Source organism: Aeromonas sp. MR16, from assembly GCF_022549315.1.
Lineage (GTDB): Bacteria > Pseudomonadota > Gammaproteobacteria > Enterobacterales > Aeromonadaceae > Aeromonas > Aeromonas aquatica.
Map to the genome: position 1 here is coordinate 129,258 of NZ_JAKZFK010000002.1, position 15,729 is coordinate 144,986.

The 15,729-nt window shown below is 62.2% G+C and carries 15 protein-coding genes; 3 read left to right on the forward strand and 12 right to left on the reverse strand.

Annotation, left to right across the window (positions count from 1 at the left end; genetic code table 11):
- Window positions 1–46: 46 nt before the first annotated feature.
- The gene (gene exeB, locus MM194_RS03045) at window positions 47–736 is read right to left on the reverse strand and encodes a GspB family T2SS assembly factor variant ExeB (RefSeq protein ID WP_033128937.1); all 690 of its coding nucleotides are present in this window, start codon (window positions 734–736) and stop codon (window positions 47–49) included.
- The gene (locus tag MM194_RS03050; RefSeq protein ID WP_241342614.1) at window positions 736–2,379 is read right to left on the reverse strand and encodes an ExeA family protein; all 1,644 of its coding nucleotides are present in this window, start codon (window positions 2,377–2,379) and stop codon (window positions 736–738) included. The genes exeB and MM194_RS03050 overlap by 1 nt, the downstream gene beginning before the upstream one ends.
- A gap of 290 nt (window positions 2,380–2,669) precedes the next feature.
- On the opposite strand from MM194_RS03050, the gene MM194_RS03055 reads away from it, so the two are divergent.
- Entirely contained in the window at window positions 2,670–3,908 is a 1,239-nt protein-coding gene (locus MM194_RS03055) for a multifunctional CCA addition/repair protein (RefSeq protein WP_241342615.1), read from the forward strand.
- 74 nt (window positions 3,909–3,982) lie between these two features.
- Here the strand turns inward: MM194_RS03055 and MM194_RS03060 are convergent, their stop codons facing one another.
- Both MM194_RS03060 and MM194_RS03065 read right to left on the reverse strand, forming a co-directional pair.
- Complete coding sequence (locus tag MM194_RS03060) at window positions 3,983–5,248, reverse strand: inorganic phosphate transporter (RefSeq protein WP_033128934.1); 1,266 nt, start codon at window positions 5,246–5,248, stop codon at window positions 3,983–3,985.
- Window positions 5,249–5,273: 25 nt separating this feature from the next.
- Window positions 5,274–5,954, reverse strand: coding sequence for a TIGR00153 family protein (locus MM194_RS03065; RefSeq protein ID WP_033128933.1), 681 nt, complete (start codon window positions 5,952–5,954; stop codon window positions 5,274–5,276).
- A gap of 168 nt (window positions 5,955–6,122) precedes the next feature.
- On the opposite strand from MM194_RS03065, the gene MM194_RS03070 reads away from it, so the two are divergent.
- Window positions 6,123–7,076 carry a CYTH domain-containing protein gene (locus MM194_RS03070; protein WP_347006475.1) on the forward strand — a complete coding sequence of 318 codons (954 nt, stop codon included), beginning with the start codon at window positions 6,123–6,125 and terminating at the stop codon, window positions 7,074–7,076.
- Between the two features lie 83 nt (window positions 7,077–7,159).
- Here the strand turns inward: MM194_RS03070 and MM194_RS03075 are convergent, their stop codons facing one another.
- From MM194_RS03075 to hslR, 8 genes are all read right to left on the reverse strand, one after another.
- Window positions 7,160–7,630 carry a glycine zipper 2TM domain-containing protein gene (locus MM194_RS03075; protein WP_033128931.1) on the reverse strand — a complete coding sequence of 157 codons (471 nt, stop codon included), beginning with the start codon at window positions 7,628–7,630 and terminating at the stop codon, window positions 7,160–7,162.
- A 131-nt stretch (window positions 7,631–7,761) separates the two neighbouring features.
- Entirely contained in the window at window positions 7,762–8,214 is a 453-nt protein-coding gene (locus MM194_RS03080; RefSeq protein ID WP_033128930.1) for a GNAT family N-acetyltransferase, read from the reverse strand.
- 92 nt (window positions 8,215–8,306) lie between these two features.
- Window positions 8,307–8,702 (reverse strand): nitrous oxide-stimulated promoter family protein, encoded by a 396-nt coding sequence (locus tag MM194_RS03085; RefSeq protein ID WP_033128964.1) that lies wholly within the window; start codon window positions 8,700–8,702, stop codon window positions 8,307–8,309.
- Between the two features lie 111 nt (window positions 8,703–8,813).
- Entirely contained in the window at window positions 8,814–10,616 is a 1,803-nt protein-coding gene (locus tag MM194_RS03090; protein WP_241342617.1) for an aminopeptidase P family protein, read from the reverse strand.
- Between the two features lie 33 nt (window positions 10,617–10,649).
- Window positions 10,650–11,315: a GntR family transcriptional regulator gene (locus MM194_RS03095; RefSeq protein WP_033128928.1), complete on the reverse strand. Its 666-nt coding sequence runs from the start codon at window positions 11,313–11,315 to the stop codon at window positions 10,650–10,652.
- Window positions 11,316–11,488: 173 nt separating this feature from the next.
- Window positions 11,489–13,114 carry a phosphoenolpyruvate carboxykinase (ATP) gene (gene pckA, locus MM194_RS03100; RefSeq protein WP_241342618.1) on the reverse strand — a complete coding sequence of 542 codons (1,626 nt, stop codon included), beginning with the start codon at window positions 13,112–13,114 and terminating at the stop codon, window positions 11,489–11,491.
- Window positions 13,115–13,263: 149 nt separating this feature from the next.
- The gene (hslO, locus tag MM194_RS03105; RefSeq protein ID WP_033128926.1) at window positions 13,264–14,148 is read right to left on the reverse strand and encodes an Hsp33 family molecular chaperone HslO; all 885 of its coding nucleotides are present in this window, start codon (window positions 14,146–14,148) and stop codon (window positions 13,264–13,266) included.
- Between the two features lie 107 nt (window positions 14,149–14,255).
- Complete coding sequence (gene hslR, locus MM194_RS03110; RefSeq protein ID WP_033128925.1) at window positions 14,256–14,654, reverse strand: ribosome-associated heat shock protein Hsp15; 399 nt, start codon at window positions 14,652–14,654, stop codon at window positions 14,256–14,258.
- A 214-nt stretch (window positions 14,655–14,868) separates the two neighbouring features.
- Here hslR and exeC point away from each other — a divergent pair, with 214 nt between their 5' ends.
- Complete coding sequence (exeC, locus tag MM194_RS03115) at window positions 14,869–15,726, forward strand: GspC family type II secretion system variant ExeC (protein ID WP_274518479.1); 858 nt, start codon at window positions 14,869–14,871, stop codon at window positions 15,724–15,726.
- Window positions 15,727–15,729: the final 3 nt, after the last annotated feature.

Sequence of the window (15,729 nt, forward strand, 5' to 3'; positions counted from 1 at the left end):
CTCCCTCTTGCAATAGGCGACTGGCCAGCGAGGCCGGCCAGTCGGATTATCCGCGCCAGTCCTGCAGTGCCTTGAGGCTGGCGTGCTGGTTGCCGACCTGCAGGATGATGTAATCCTGGGCGATGGCGACCAGGGTCACCCCGGGGGCGACCTCGCTGCCCTCGTGCAGCTCCCGCCCGTTGATCACCACGGCTCGCTTGGCCGGGTCGGAGGAGTAGTTATGAGCCCCGTAGGACAGGGGCGGCACCTGCTGTTTCAGGGCAGGATCCAGGGCGCTGAGGGGCATGGCCTGCGGGCTGCTGGCCGCCGGTGCCGGGCTGGACTCTTCCTGAAGTGGCGTGTTGTTGAGCGCCTGCATGATGCGTTCGGCCAGGCTCTGGCCATCATTGCTGGCAGCCGGGGTCGCCTGGGCCGGTGCGGCGGCTTTGGGAACGACCACGGGCTCCGGCAGCGGCGGGGGCAGGGGGCGCGTGACCATGGGTTTGGGCTCGACCCGCACGAAGGGCGGTGTCACCAGCTCCTTTATCTCGACCCTCTGCTCTATGGGTTTGAGGTGATAGAGGTGCCAGCCGTAGTTGGCGCCCGCGCCCATGAGCAGGGCGAGGGGGGCCAGCAGCCACCAGATCCAGCGGCGGTTCGGCTCTTCCTCCTGGCTCACGGGCAGGCCCATGAGCGGCATGTGGGGAGTGAACTGGGGTTGATCGGCCCGGCGCAGGGCTTTGAGCAGGGTAGACATCAGGAAGCCTCATCCACTTGGGGATCCATGGGCTCGGCGGCCATGGTATCCAAATCGACCGGGACGCTGTTGCGCAGGGCATCATCTTCCAGTCTGGGCATGGGTTCACCGGCCTGCACGTTCAGCCGCAGCAGGGTATTGCTGCCGGCGATCCCGTCCGGGGTCAGCCCCTGCTCGCGCTGAAACTGCTGCAGCTTGTTCTTGAGTTGGGCATCGAAGCGACTCACCTTGCGATCCGGCTGCTGCATGGCGCGGCTCAGCGCATTGTCCAGCCACTGCACCTGGGTTGCACCGGCATTGTTGCCGATCAGGGTCACCCCGCCCTTGGGCATGCGCCACAGCAGGGTGTAGCTGCCCCCCCAGACATCGGACAGCCACTGCCGGTCTACTTGCCAGCTCTGGTTTCCGATGAGCAGGTTGGCCTTGTCCGGACCGAGGTTCACCAGGGTGGCGTAGTAGAGGCCGCCGGTCTCATCGGTCAGGCTGACCAAGGCCGGGTGTTGCAAGGCTTGCAGCTCCGCCAGGGAGGCGTCGCCCTCCTGACAGCGCAGGCCGGCGCGCGGTGCATTGTCACAGGTCGCCTCCTCCGGCTCGGTCTGGTAGCCCCACACCTTGTAGAGATTCTGCATGGCGCTATCGGGTTCGAGCGCCTGATTGATGGCGCGGGTCAGCTGTTCCTGCTGCTCCGGGGTCTCATCCACCTTGACCGGTACCTCCACCTTGACCAGGGGCCGGGCGGGGAAGACCCCGAACAACTGCCAGCCCCACCAGCCGGCGGCGACCAGCAGGGCCCCCACCAGCGCGACGGTCAGGCCGGACTGCCAGGTGCCCTCGTCGCGAATGCCGCTCACCTCATAGGCCGCCTGGCTGATGTCGCCGTGCACTATCTTGTGGCTGCCACGGGCGAAGGCGGCGATCAGGGCGCGATCACAGATGAGGTTGATGAGCCGCGGGATACCGCCGGAGAGGCGATGCAGGGTCAGTATCGCCTTGGGGCTGAAGATGGGCTGGATGCAGCCTGCCACCTGCAGCCGGAAGCGCACATAGGCGTCCACGTCCTGGCGTGACAGCGGCAGCAGGTGATAGCGGGCGGTGATGCGCTGGGCCAGCTGGCGCAGCAGGGGCTGGCGCAGCATCTGCTGCAGCTCGGGCTGACCGATGAGCACCACTTGCAGCAGTTTCTTCTCGTCGGTCTCCAGGTTGGTGAGCAGTCGCAATTGCTCGAGCACGCCGGGCAGCAGATGCTGGGCTTCATCCACCAGCACCACGCTGCGCTTGCCCGCCGCCAGGTTGGCCAGCAGGTGATCGCGAATGAGATCGAACAGCAGCTTGAGGCCGGCGTCCTTGTCGTACGGCAGCTGGAACTCGTCGCAGATGGCCGCCAGCAGATCTCGCTCGGTCAGGGAAGGATTGAGGATGTAGGCGATCTCGGTGTCGGCCGGCAACTGCTGCAACAGGCAGCGGGAGACCGTGGTCTTGCCCGTGCCTACTTCACCGGTGAGCAGCACGAAGCCTCCTCCGTCCTGCAACCCGTAGTTGAGGTGGGCAAGGGCCTCCCCGTGACGTTCGCTCATATAGAGGTATTTGGGGTTGGGCGAGATGGAGAACGGCGGCTCCGACAGACCGAAGAACTGTGTGTACATAAGGATCCATTCCATTGTTATGGCGGCAGGTTAAAGCCTCCCCACAGGGATGTCAAAGACCCGGATACCATAAGAGGAGTCTCCTGCCCGATGGCTGAAACGGCGGGGGTGGTCGGGATCGAATTATGGCGAGAAAAAGTGGCTGGCCAGGGGGCGCTGTCCCTCTGCCATGGCCCGGTTCGCCAGCCTGATCTGAGGGGGGGATGAGCGAGGGGATCGTCGTGTATGGCGGTCAAAAGCGGTATCATGGAGGCAAGTTATCGAGGCCGATTTATCGAGGGAGAGTGCGCGTGCAGACTTATCTGGTTGGGGGGGCGGTCCGGGATCGCCTGTTGGGATTGCCACAGGGGGACAGAGACCATCTGGTGGTCGGTGCCACAGTTCAGCAGATGCTGGCGCTCGGCTTCACCCAGGTCGGTCGCGACTTCCCGGTATTTCTCCACCCCAGGACCCAGCAGGAGTACGCCCTGGCGCGCACCGAGCGCAAGCAGGGGAAGGGTTATACCGGCTTCGTGTGCCACGCCTCGCCCGAGGTGACGCTCGAACAAGACTTGTTACGCCGGGATCTTACCATCAACGCCATCGCCGAAGACGAGCATGGGCAACTGCACGATCCCTATGGCGGCATCCAGGATCTGGAGGCGCGGCTGCTGCGCCACGTCTCCCCGGCCTTTGCCGAGGATCCCCTGCGCATCCTGCGGGTCGCCCGCTTCGCCGCCCGCTTTCATGCCCAGGGTTTCACCGTGGCGCTTGAGACGCTGGCGCTGATGCGGGAGATGACAGAGGCCGGTGAGCTCGCCCACCTGACCCCGGAGCGGGTCTGGAAGGAACTGGAGAAGGTGCTGCTGGGGCAGACCCCAGCGGTCTTCTTCGAGGTATTGCGCGAGTGCGGCGCCCTCAAGGCGCTGTTCCCCGAGCTGGATGCCCTGTTCGGGGTGCCGGCACCCGCCAAGTGGCACCCGGAGATCGACACCGGCATCCACACCCTGATGGTGCTGGAGCAGGCCTGTCAGCGCTCCCCCGAATTGCCGGTGCGCTTCGCCGCCCTCTGCCACGACTTCGGCAAGGGGCTGACCCCGCCCGCGTTCTGGCCGAGCCATCATGGCCACGGCCAGAAGGGGCTGCCGCTCATCCGCGATTTCTGCGAGCGTTTCCGGGTGCCGAACGACTGCCGGGATCTGGCGCTGCTGGTGAGCGATCTGCACACCCATATCCACATCGCCTTCGAGCTCAAGCCGGCGACCCTGCTCAAGCTGTTCGACAAGGCGGATGCCTGGCGCAGGCCCGAGCGGTTTGCCCAGCTGCTGGATGCCTGCCGTGCCGATTTCCACGGCCGTACCGGCTTCGAGGAGAAGGTCTACAGCCAGCCTGACTACGTGGCCCAGGCGCTCGAGGCGGCCCAGGCCGTTCCGGTCAAGGAGATAGTGGCGGCTGGCTTCAAGGGGGAGGAGATCCGCGAGCAACTCGCCAGGCGGCGGCTCGATGCCATCAGCCGGGTGCGCGATGACTGGACCTTTATCGAGGAGTGATGCCGGTCTCGAATGCCACGCATAAAAAAGCCCGAGTCAGTGACTCGGGCTTTTTGTCATCGGGCGCTTGGGCTTTAGGAGAAGCAGGCCTGCAGCACGTAGAAGATGGCGATGGCCAGGATGGCGCCGGCGGGCAGGGTGATGACCCAGGAGATCACTATGTTGCGCAGCACGCCGAGGTTCAGGGCCGCGATGCCGCGGGCCAGACCTACCCCCATCACGGCACCCACCAGAGTCTGGGTGGTGGAGATGGGCAAGCCGGTGCCAGAGGCGATCACCACGGTAGCGGCGGTGGCGAGCTGGGCGGCGAAGCCACGGCTCGGGGTCAGGTGAGTGATACCCGTCCCCACGGTCGCCATCACCTTCTCACCCATGGTGGCGAGGCCGATGACGATGCCGATGCCGCCGAGCGGCAGGATCCACCAGGCGATGTGGGAGTTGCCGGTGATCTGGCCGGCACTCTCGACTGTGGATACCACGGCGGAGAGCGGACCTATGGCGTTGGCCACGTCGTTGGAGCCGTGAGCGAAGGCCATGGCACAGGCGGTGATCACCATCAGGATGCCGAACACCTTCTCCACGTTGGCGAAGTGCATCTTGTTGTCATCCTGCGGGTTGTACTGCTGACCGCGAATGTAGAACCAGCCACCGATGGAGAGGGTCACCGAGATGGCGATGGAGAGCAGTATGCCCTCGCCGTCGCTCAGGTGCAGACCGACGTGGGTCAGCCCCTTCTTGATGGTCACCAGGCAGATGACCAGCGCGGTCAGGAACATGTAGAAGGGGACATAGCGCTTGGCGTTGGCCAGCGGGTTGTCGGTGTTGAAGATGAGCTTCTGCACGCTGATGAACATGAAGTAGGCGATGATGCCCGAGATGGCCGGGGTGACCACCCAGGAGCCGACGATACCGCCAAACTTGCTCCACTGTACCGCTTCCGGGCCGACGCTCACCACGGCGAAGCCGACGATGGCGCCGATGATGGAGTGGGTGGTGGAGACGGGCCAGCCGAAGTAGGAGGCCAGGATCAGCCAGAGGCCGGCCGCCAGCAGGGAGGCGATCATGCCGAGCACCAGCAGATCCGGGGTATCGGTGAAGGCATTGGTATCTATGATACCGTTACGGATCGTCGCCGTGACTTCGCCACCGGCCAGATAGGCACCGGCGAACTCGAAGATCATGGCGATGATGATCGCCTGACGTATGGTCAGAGACTTGGTGCCGACCGATGTGCCCATGGCGTTGGCGACGTCATTCGCCCCTATGCCCCAGGCCATCAAAAAGCCGAACAAGGCCGCCACGAGCACCAGGGTGGTGCCGTAATTTGCGATAATGTCCATTAGTAGTGTTTACCCAGTCAGTCGATTACGAACGAGCCAGCATCAATTCCAGACGGGCGCCAACGCGCTCGGCCTGATCAGCCAGGTCACCTACCCATTCGAGGATCTTGTAGAGGAACATAACGTCGATCGGATTGTATTTCTGCTCAACGGCTTGCAACTGTTGGCGCAGCCCGATCTGCATGGTGTCAGTATCGTCCTCGATGAGATCCAGCTGGTGGATCATCTCGGCAACCATTTCAACTTCACGTCCTTTAAAGCCGGTTTCGAGCAGCTCATCGAGTTCTCCGATGGCTTTTTCGGCTTGGGCGGTCGCATCGATACAACGTTTGAGATAGGCCATGAAGTCGGCACGCATCTCGGCGGGGAATTCCATTCGACGACCAAGCATGCGGCCGGAGATATCCTTGGCACGGTTGGCAATCTTGTCTTGCTGGGTCAGCAGCTCCAGCAGGTCGGTACGGGCGACCGGCAGGAACAGGCCACGAGGCAGTTTCAGACGAATTTCACGTTTGAGGATATCCGCTTCTTTTTCCAGCTGGGCGATCTGCTGCCGGATCTTCTCGGCATCTTCCCAACGGTCTTCGGCAACGGCATCAAAGAAGGGAACCAACTGCTGGGAGCACTGGTGAACCTTGACGATATGCTTCTGCAGCGGCTTGATGGGGGACTTGGCGAAAAGCCCCAGAATAGTATTTACTGGCATGGCCAAACCTGTGTCGGTGAAAAAACACTCGATACGATTTTAGGAGGGGCGCAGGATAACCGAACTATGCCCTTAATAAAACCGTGAATTAATCTAGATGATTCGCTGGCATTATATCCTCGCGATCGAGATCATGCCCCCCAAAGTTGCCTGCCGCCCGGAATAACTATGCAAACTGAGATCGAGATAAAATTTTTTGTCGTACGGGACATTCAAGAGAAAACATCCAACTTGCTGAATAAACTCGACATTATATCTTCTGGTCGACTCGATCTCGGCAATGTCTATTTCGACACGCCTGATCTTGCCCTGCGTCGGCTCGACATGGGATTGCGGATCCGCCGCAGCGACAATTTTTCCGAGCAGACGATTAAATGTCGGGGTCAGGCGGTGGGTGGATTGCACGCCCGCCCCGAGTACAACGCCCCCGTGATGGGGGAATTACCGACCTTGGCTAGCTTCCCGGCCGACATCTGGCCGGCTCTTGCCGTGCGTGACGAGATCCAGTCCAGGCTGGTGGCCCAGTTCAGGACCGACTTTGTGCGCCAGCACTGGCTGGTGGCCTTCGAGGGCGCCGAGATTGAGCTGGCCTGGGATCGGGGGGAGATCGTCGGCTCCCTGGGTCGTACCGCCATCGACGAGCTGGAGCTGGAGCTCAAGACCGGAGACGCCCGCGCCCTGTTCGGGTTGGCGACCCGGCTGGCGGAGCTGGGCGGCATCAGGCTGGGGGCGCAATCCAAGGCCCAGCGCGGCTACCGGCTGGCGGGGCTTGGCAAGGCGCTGGCGCCGTACCCCCTGCCGGATGTGAGCGGGCTCGACGCCAGCGCTTGCATCAGTCTGGGCCTGCAGCACTGGCAGCATCACGAGCAGCTCTGGCTGGAGAGCGAGGGGTCGACGCGGCGACAGGCCCGCCTTGGGATCCTGCAGGCTTGTGCTCTGGTGGCGGAGGCGGCAGGCACTCTGGCGGCCGTTCCCTTCTGGCTGCCAGAACTGCTAGCCCAGCAGGCCTCGCTGGTGCAGGCGGCTGAGGGGGGAGACGAGCAACTGCTGGGGCTGTTCCAGCAGGCGGCGTTCGTGCGACTGCAACTGGCGATCGCGGCCTGGTTACATCTAGACGCCTGAGACCCGAAACCATCGGGTGACGGAAATGAAAAAGGTGAGCTCGGCTCACCTTTTTTGTGCTCGAAAGGAACCGCTAACTGAGGTCAGTTCACCACGGCCACGTTGATGCTGCCATTGCCCTGGGTCATGCGCACCCGGGCGCCCGGCACGAAGGTGGGGCTGGCTTTTTGCACCACCACGATCGCCTCACCGTTCTCTTTCTTGATCTCGATCTCGACCCCGTCGACCTGATTGAGCTTGTCCCCGGCAGCCTTGCCGGCCGCGGCGCCGGCGATGGCGCCCCCGGCGGCGGCGATGTCGCTGCCCCGGCCACCGCCTATGGTGCTGCCGAGCAGGCCGCCGACCACGGCGCCACCTATGGTGCCGAGAATGGCGTTGTCCTCACCCTGGATCTTGACCGGGCGGGTGGAGACGATGGTGCCATAGCTGACGGTCTGTACCTGCTTGGCGCGATCCTTGGTGTAGACGTCGCCGGAGTAGACGTCGCTGTTGGCACAGCCCGTGATAGCGGTGGTAGCGGCCAGCAGGGTGACGAGAGTTATACGTTTCAACATGATGAGCCTCCTGGGCGGGCATCGGGTTAATCTGGTTGTTGCGTTCAACTCTACGCCAACCGGATTGCGCATTAAACCCGCAAAGTGTAACCAATTATAAAATCTCGGAGTCGAGAAGGTCCTTAATGGAGTCAGGCCAGGGGTTTTTCCAGCAGCAGGCGATCCTCCCCCGGACCGAAATAGCCCGGCTCCTCGGCCAGCAACCCATAACCGAGGCGGAAGTAGAGGCGCTGGGCGGGGTTGGCGGGATCCACCGTCAGCCTGACGCGCGCCGTCTGCAGCGCACTCAGCCCCTGCTCTACCTGCAGCATCATCCGCTCGGCCAGGCCGAAGCCACGCGCCTCGGGCAGCACGGCGAGGGAGAGCAGCCAGCCCTGCGACCGATCCTGTCCCACTCCCCCCAGGGCATAGCCCAGCAGCCTGCCCTCCAGCTCCGCCACGATCAGCAGCTCGGGCCAGAGATCCATGGCTTGGCGGAAGAAGAAGGCGGGATAGACCTGCTCCCCGAAGACGTCGGCGTCGAGTCGCCCTATGGCGTGCATGTCGGCGTGGCGGGCCACTCTCAAAACGGGGGGCGGGTGCATCCGGGCTCCTGTCATTGGATAGGGACTGCCGGTTGGCAGTCAAAGGAGCCACAGGGTAGTGAGCGAGGCGGGTCGATGCAAGGGGGGATGACTCAGGGCGGGAGTGGTCTGCCCTGGGGTCGCCTGGGTGCCTTGCGGCGGCCATCCAGCAGGTGGCGCAGGGCGAGCCAGGGGTGATGCCACAGCATGCGCGGACCGCTCCAGCTCATGATCTGCTGGATCTGCTTGCGCATGGCGGGGGCATAGCAGTGGATGTCGCAGTTGGCGCAGGTCGGCTTGTTGGCCTGACCGTAACGGCAGCGGCGCAGCCGCTGGTGGGCGAATTCGCGTAACTGCTGGCAGTGCCGACAGTCGGGATCCTGATGATGGTGGTCACAGTAGAGGCGGATCATGGCGCTGACCGTCCGCTGCTCCCGTCTGAGCCTGGGGTGCTCGGGTGCCTGGCTGGCACGGGCACTGCGACGAGTGCCGGGTCGTTCGATGTTCATGGCGGTCATTGTCCTGACCTGAGGGGCAGGGGTGTTGATACAGGTCAAAGGCCGGGACAAAAAACAGGGCCCTTGGGCCCTGTTTCAGCGGACAACCTCGATTGTCTGCGATTAGATGAGGCTGGTCGCCTGCTCCAGCCAGGCGAGATCCTCGCCCTCCAGCAGCGGGCTCAGACGGCGGAACACCTCGACATGGTAGTCGTTGATCCAGCGGAACTCGTCCTGGCTCAGCAGGCTGCGATCGATGAGGCGAGTATCGAACGGCACATAGGTCAGCCGTTCGAAGCCCAGCATCGGCAGCTCGCCGCGCGACTCCTGCTCGGTCACTATCACCAGGTTCTCGCAGCGGATGCCGAACGCATCTTCCCGGTAGTAACCCGGCTCGTTGGAGAGCACCATGCCCGGTTGCAGTGCCACCAGGCTGCCCTTGGGGGCGATGCGCTGGGGACCTTCGTGCACGCTCAGGAAGTGGCCGACGCCGTGGCCGGTGCCGTGGTCATAGTTGTACCCGGCCTGCCACAGCGGCATGCGGGCCAGCACGTCGAGCTGGATGCCGGCGGTGCCGCGGGGGAAGCGAGCCTGATCCAGGGCGATGTGACCCTGCAGTACCCGGGTAAACATGGCCTTGTGTTCTTCGCTCACCTCTCCGACCTTGACGGTGCGGGTGATGTCGGTGGTGCCGTCCAGATACTGGGCGCCGGAGTCCACCAGATAGATGCTGTCCTGGCCGAAGGTACGCGGCACACCGTTGGTGTGACGGTAGTGGCACATGGCGGCGTTGGGGCCCAGCGCCGAGATGGTGTCGAAGCTCGGCTCCACATAGTGAGCCTGCTCGTGGCGGAAGGCCTCCAGCCGATCTGCCAGGGTGCCTTCATCCACCCCTTGGTACTCGCCGCTGGCGACCAGTCGGTCCAGCCAGGCGAGGAAGCGGGTGACGGCGACACCGTCGCGCAGGTGGGCGGCACGCATGCCGGCCAGCTCAATCTCGTTCTTGCAGGCCTTTGGCAGCATGGTCGGATCCTGACCGGCCACCAGGATGGCGCCCGCCTCCTCCATGATGAGTTGGGTCCAGGCGTTGGCGGTGTTCGGGTCGGCCAGCACCTTTTGCTGATCCTCACCGATGCGCCGCAGCACGTCACCCAGCTTGTCGATGGGGTAGACGGAGACATCCTGCCCCACGTGACGACTGAAGGCGATGCAGTCGACCTTGTCGGTGTCGACGAAGAAATCCATGCTGGTGTTGGCGTAGAGCACCGCAAAGCCCAGTACCACCGGCAGACGCTCCACGTCGCGGCCACGCAGGTTGAGCAGCCAGTTGATGGGCTCAGCCTGGGTCAGCAGCACCGCATCCAGCCCGCGCTTGCGCAGATTGCTCGCCAGCAGCTCGCGTTTGGCCTGGCTTGATTGGCCTGCCAGCTCTTCGCTGTAGAGGATGACCGGGGTCTTGGTGGGGACGGGGCGATCTGTCCAGTGCAGATCGATGGGGTTCTGCGCCACTCGCACTAGTTCGATGCCGCGATCGGCGAGGACGGCGTTGGCATTCTGATACCAGGCCAGGCTGTGCAGACGGGCGTCGAAGCCGACCCGGGCACCGGATGGCAGCTGTTCCGCCAGCCACTGCACATGGGGATCTTCGTTCAGATGGAGAAACTCAAACAGCTCGGCCGGCGCCTGCAGGCGGGCCTGCACAGTGTAACGACCGTCGATGAACAGGGCCGCCCGCTGCGCCATGATGATGGCGAGCCCGGCGGAACCGTTGAAACCGGTGATCCAGTCCAGACGCTCGGCATGGGCGGGAATGTACTCCCCCAGGTGCTCGTCGTCGTGAGGAACGATGAAGGCGTCCAGTTCTTGACTGGCCAGAGTGACCCTGACCTGGGCGACGCGGCTTTCAATAATCTCGAGATGATTCATGTCGTTACTGCCAGATTGTGGTGATGTGAGTGTTCACTGATGGTGGCTGCCTGCCAGGATCTGTCGGATCGACTGGCCGGCCGCCTCGATATGTTGTTTGAGCAGGACCACCGCCTCGTGCTTGCGGCGGGCGCGGCACAGCTCCAGCAGCTTGGCGTGTTCGCGCTCGGCCTTGTCCACCCCGTCCTGGGCAAACAGCAGCTCGAAGCGCACATAGCGATCACAGCTCAGATTGATCTGGGCGATCAGCTCCAGTGCCTGAGGGCGATTGGCAGCCTGATAGAGGGTGGCGTGAAAACGGTGGTTCAATTCGGCCCAGTGTTCGATCTGGGTGCCGGACTCGAGCGCCAGATCAAACTGGGCCAGGATGGCTTGCGCCTGGGCGAAGGTTTCCTCCGTCATCAGATCGACGGCGTGGAACAGGGTATCGGCTTCCAGCAAGGCTCGCAAATAAAAGAGCTCCTCGATGGCCGAGGCGTCCAGCATGGTGACCACGGCACCGCGATGGGCCTCGAACTTCACCAGCCCCTGGGCCTCCAACTGCATCAGGGCTTCGCGCACCGGGATGCGGCTCACCGCCAGCGCCTTGGCGATGGCGTCCTGGCGCAGGGGGGCGCCGGCGGCAAACTCGCCGCGCAGGATCCGGCTGCGGAGGTTCTCCATCACCATTTGGGTGCGGGTCTTGTAGGGTGGGTTCATGCTCGGGTCACGGGGCAGGTTGCAAAATTGTATATTGTATAAAGTTTGGCTGAATCTATCGCGCAACCGCCCGCAAGGCAAGGCTTGGGGGGAGCCATATGCCGCGTATCGGCCAAAAAAATACCGGCCAGCAGGGCTGACCGGTATGCAATGCAACGAAATGGCGGGTCGGATTAGAGCTGCGGACCCGCAGCGACCAGCGCCTTGCCTTCGTCGTTGTCGGTGAAGCGTTCGAAGTTCTTGATGAAGCGTCCCGCCAGATCCACCGCCTTGGCATCCCACTGTGACTTGTCGGCGTAGGTGTCGCGCGGGTCGAGGATGGCCGGGTTCACGTCATGGAGCTCGGTCGGCACTTCCAGGTTGAAGATAGGCAACACCTTGGTGGGTGCCTGCTCGATGGAACCATCCAGGATGGCGTCTATGATGGCACGGGTGTCCTTGATGGAGATGCGCTTGCCGGTGCCGTTCCAGCCGGTGTTGACCAGATAGGCTTCGGCGCCCGCTGCTTCCATCCGCTTCACCAGCTCCTGACCGTATTTGGTCGGGTGCAGGCTGAGGAAGGCTGCCCCGAAGCAGGAGGAGAAGGTGGGCGTCGGCTCGGTGATGCCACGCTCGGTACCGGCCAGCTTGGCGGTGAAGCCGGACAGGAAGTGGTACTTGGTCTGCTCCTTGGTCAGCTTGGCGACCGGGGGCAACACCCCGAAGGCATCCGCGGTCAGGAAGATCACCTTGGTGGCATGACCCGCCTTGGAGACCGGCTTGACGATGTTCTCGATGTGATAGATGGGGTAGGAGACCCGGGTGTTCTCGGTGCGGGAGCCATCGTCGAAGTCGATGGTGCCGTCGGCCGCCACCGTCACGTTCTCCAGCAGCGCATCGCGACGGATGGCGTGGTAGATGTCCGGCTCGGCCTCTTCGGAGAGCTTGATGGTCTTGGCGTAGCAGCCCCCTTCGAAGTTGAACACGCCGTTGTCATCCCAGCCGTGCTCGTCATCGCCGATCAGCTGACGCTTGGGATCGGTGGAGAGGGTGGTCTTGCCGGTGCCGGACAGGCCGAAGAAGATGGCCACATCACCGTCCTGACCCACGTTGGCGGAGCAGTGCATGGAGGCGATGCCGCGCAGGGGCAGGAAGTAGTTCATCATGGAGAACATGCCCTTCTTCATCTCGCCACCGTACCAGGTACCGCCGATGAGTTGCATCTTCTCGGTCATGTTGAAGGCGACAAAGTTCTCGGAGTTGAGACCCTGTGCCTGCCAGTCCGGGTTGGTGCACTTGGCACCGTTCATCACCACAAAGTCCGGTTTGAAGCTCTTGAGCTCCTCCTCGCTCGGGCGAATGAACATATTCTTCACGAAGTGTGCCTGCCAGGCTACCTCGGTGATGATGCGCACCGCCAGGCGGGTATCCGGGTTGGCGCCGCAGTAACCATCCACCACGAACAGGCGCTTGCCGGAGAGCTGTTTGGTCACCAGGGATTTCAGATGTGACCAGACTTCCGGGGTGATCGCCTTGTTATCGTTTTTACCCTGGTCAGACCACCACACAGTATTCTGGGTAGTTGCGTCTTTGACGATATATTTATCTTTCGGAGAACGACCGGTGAAGATACCGGTATTGACGTTAACGGCACCGAGCTCGGTGACGACGCCACGTTCGAATCCTTCCAGGTCGGGACGGGTCTCTTCCGCGAAGAGCTGCTCGTAGGAGGGGTTTCGAATGATTTCCTGGCTGTTTTTGATGCCGTACTGGTCCAGTTTCAATTGTTGGGCCAGGGCGGGTTCTACCACGATAGTCATTATATTCTCCCGGGTTCAGAGGTTTGTAGGGTTCTATCTGACGTCCATACTACTACCTAGGTGGTAGTTTTTAGCGATCGCCATCAAACTTTATAAAATAGGGTATTTTTTTGTTATTTAAGTTAAAGGCGGGTTTTGCCCGCCTTCATTTAGTGTAACTTGTTTGCATCATTATCGGGAGCCCTGCTGAACAGGGTTTCGATGTCGGTCCCATCGAATTGGTACTCGGCGCCGCAATAGTCGCAGTGCATGTCGATCTTGCCGAGTTCCTGCACCATGGCCACCGCTTCTTCCTTTTCTATCTGTAGCAAGGCCCCTTCGCAGCGGGCGCGGGAGCAGGTGCAGCGGAACTCGATCGCCTGGGGATCGAACACCCGTACCTTGTCCTGATGATAGAGACGATAGAGGATCTCTTCGGCTTCCAGGCCGAACAGCTCTTCGTCCTTGATGGTGCTGGTGAGCTGGATCAGGTGGTCGAAGTCGGCGCCGTGATCCTCGCTCCGGGCGGGCAACTCCTGCAGCAGAATGCCGGCGGCGCGGGGCTGGCCCTCGTGGTGGCCTGTGCGGATCCAGAGCCGGGTGGCGAGTTGCTCGGACTGGGCGAAATACTGCTCGAGGCAGGCCGCCAGGGTGTCGGCCTCGAGGGCGATGATGCCCTGATAGCGTTCACCCTCTTCAGGGGTGATGGTGATCACCAGCTGGCCATTGCCTATCAGGCTCTGCAGCTTGCCGTCGCTCGGCAGTTCCCCTTCATAGCGCGCCACGCCGCGCAGTTGCTGGTTGTGATCGCCGTTGATCACTGCCAGGCGCACGGGCCCGTCCCCTTGCAACTGCACGGTGATCGAGCCTTCAAACTTGAGGGTGGCGGTCAGCAGGCTGGTGGCGACCAGCAGCTCACCCAGCAGTTTTTGCACCTGTACCGGGTAGTTCTGGGCTTCGACTATGTGACGGTAGGTGCTGTCCAGCTGGACCAGCTCCCCCCGCACTTCGTACTCTTCGAACAGATAGCGATACAAGAGATCTTGGTTACTCATCATGCATTCCTAGGGTTTTCTTGGGGGAAATAGACAAATACATTGTTTAACAGCTAGTTAGGAACTTATCCCCCCAGCTGTCGTCATAAAATGGCCACTTGGGCGAGTCAGTATTGTTTGACCTTGAGCAACTGGCGCCGTTCCTGCTTGTCGGGGCGACGCTCGGGACTTGGGGCAAACTGGCTGTTGAAGCGCCGCGCTTCGCTGTTCTCGGCCCGCTTCTTCAGGCTCTGCTCGGTCTCTTCGTAGAGCCGTTGGGCGAGGGGAGCGGACTTGCGCTGCTCGCTGACCTGCAGCACTCTCACCTCTCGCTCGTCCTGACCTTGCCAGAGACGGATGAGGGCGCCCGCTTCGACGATCTTGCCCGGTTTGCTGCGCTGACCGTTGTAGTGCACCTTGCCACCGTCGATCTGATCGCGGGCCAGGCTGCGGGTCTTGTAAAAACGCGCCGCCCACAGCCATTTGTCGAGGCGGACCTGAGTGCTGCTTTCTGCTGGATTCGGCATGAATCGGCTCCGGGATGGCTAAAAGGGGAGCCTGATTATACCAGAGGCGGGCCCCGGGATAGAAACAGGGGGCCTGATGGTGTGACGGGATCTGGATTTTCGCCGCTTCATCCCATCCGGTTGGTTGTCTCTGGGGGGATTGCCGTACACAATAGCCAACCGATTTGGATGCCAGAACATGTTGATAACCATGCCGCTACCGTTCAGGGATGACTTGTTGAGCTCCCTTCTGGCCCGTTGCAAGCGCGTGCCACTCTCCCGTTTCAGCCAGCCTCTGTTCTGGCTATTGTTGTTGCTGCTGGCTCACCAGTGCGCCGGGCTGACCTGGCGCCTATTCAGTCTGACCCAAACCACCCAGAGCCAACCCTGGCAGCCGTCGATCGCGGCCAGTCAGGGGGCGGGTTCCTCCCGTCTCGATCTCAGCGGCCTCAGTCGTCTCTCGTTGTTTGGCAAGGCGCAACAGTTGCAGGCCGAGCAGGTGGCCCAGGCGGTCGCGGCCGATGCCCCCAAGACTCAGCTCAGTGCCCAGCTCAACGGGGTGCTGGCGAGCTCGGATCCTGCCAAGTCTATCGCCATCATCGCCCACAACGGGTTGCAGAATTCCTACGGCATCGGCGATTACATCGACGGTACCCAGGCCAAGATCCGCCAGGTATTTGCCGACCGGGTCATCATACAGCGCGATGGTCGTGACGAGACCCTGATGCTGGACGGGGAAGAGTACGGCAAACCCTTGCCCAAGGTGGCACCGCCGAAGGAGAACAAGCTCTCCTCGGTGCGCGGCGAGCTGATGGGCAACCCGGGCAAGATCACCGATTACCTCAATATTTCCCCGGTCCGGGTGGATGGTCGCATGGTCGGCTATCGCCTCAACCCGGGCAGCAATCCTGAATTGTTCAATCAACTCGGGCTGGTCGCAGGGGATCTGGCGATCAGCATCAATGGTTTGGATTTGCGAGATAACGCCCAGGCCATGCAAGCCATGCAACAGATGGCTGGCGCCACGGAAATGACCGTCACCGTAGAGCGGCAAGGACAGTCCTATGACGTTTATATCGGCTTGTCAGAATAATGA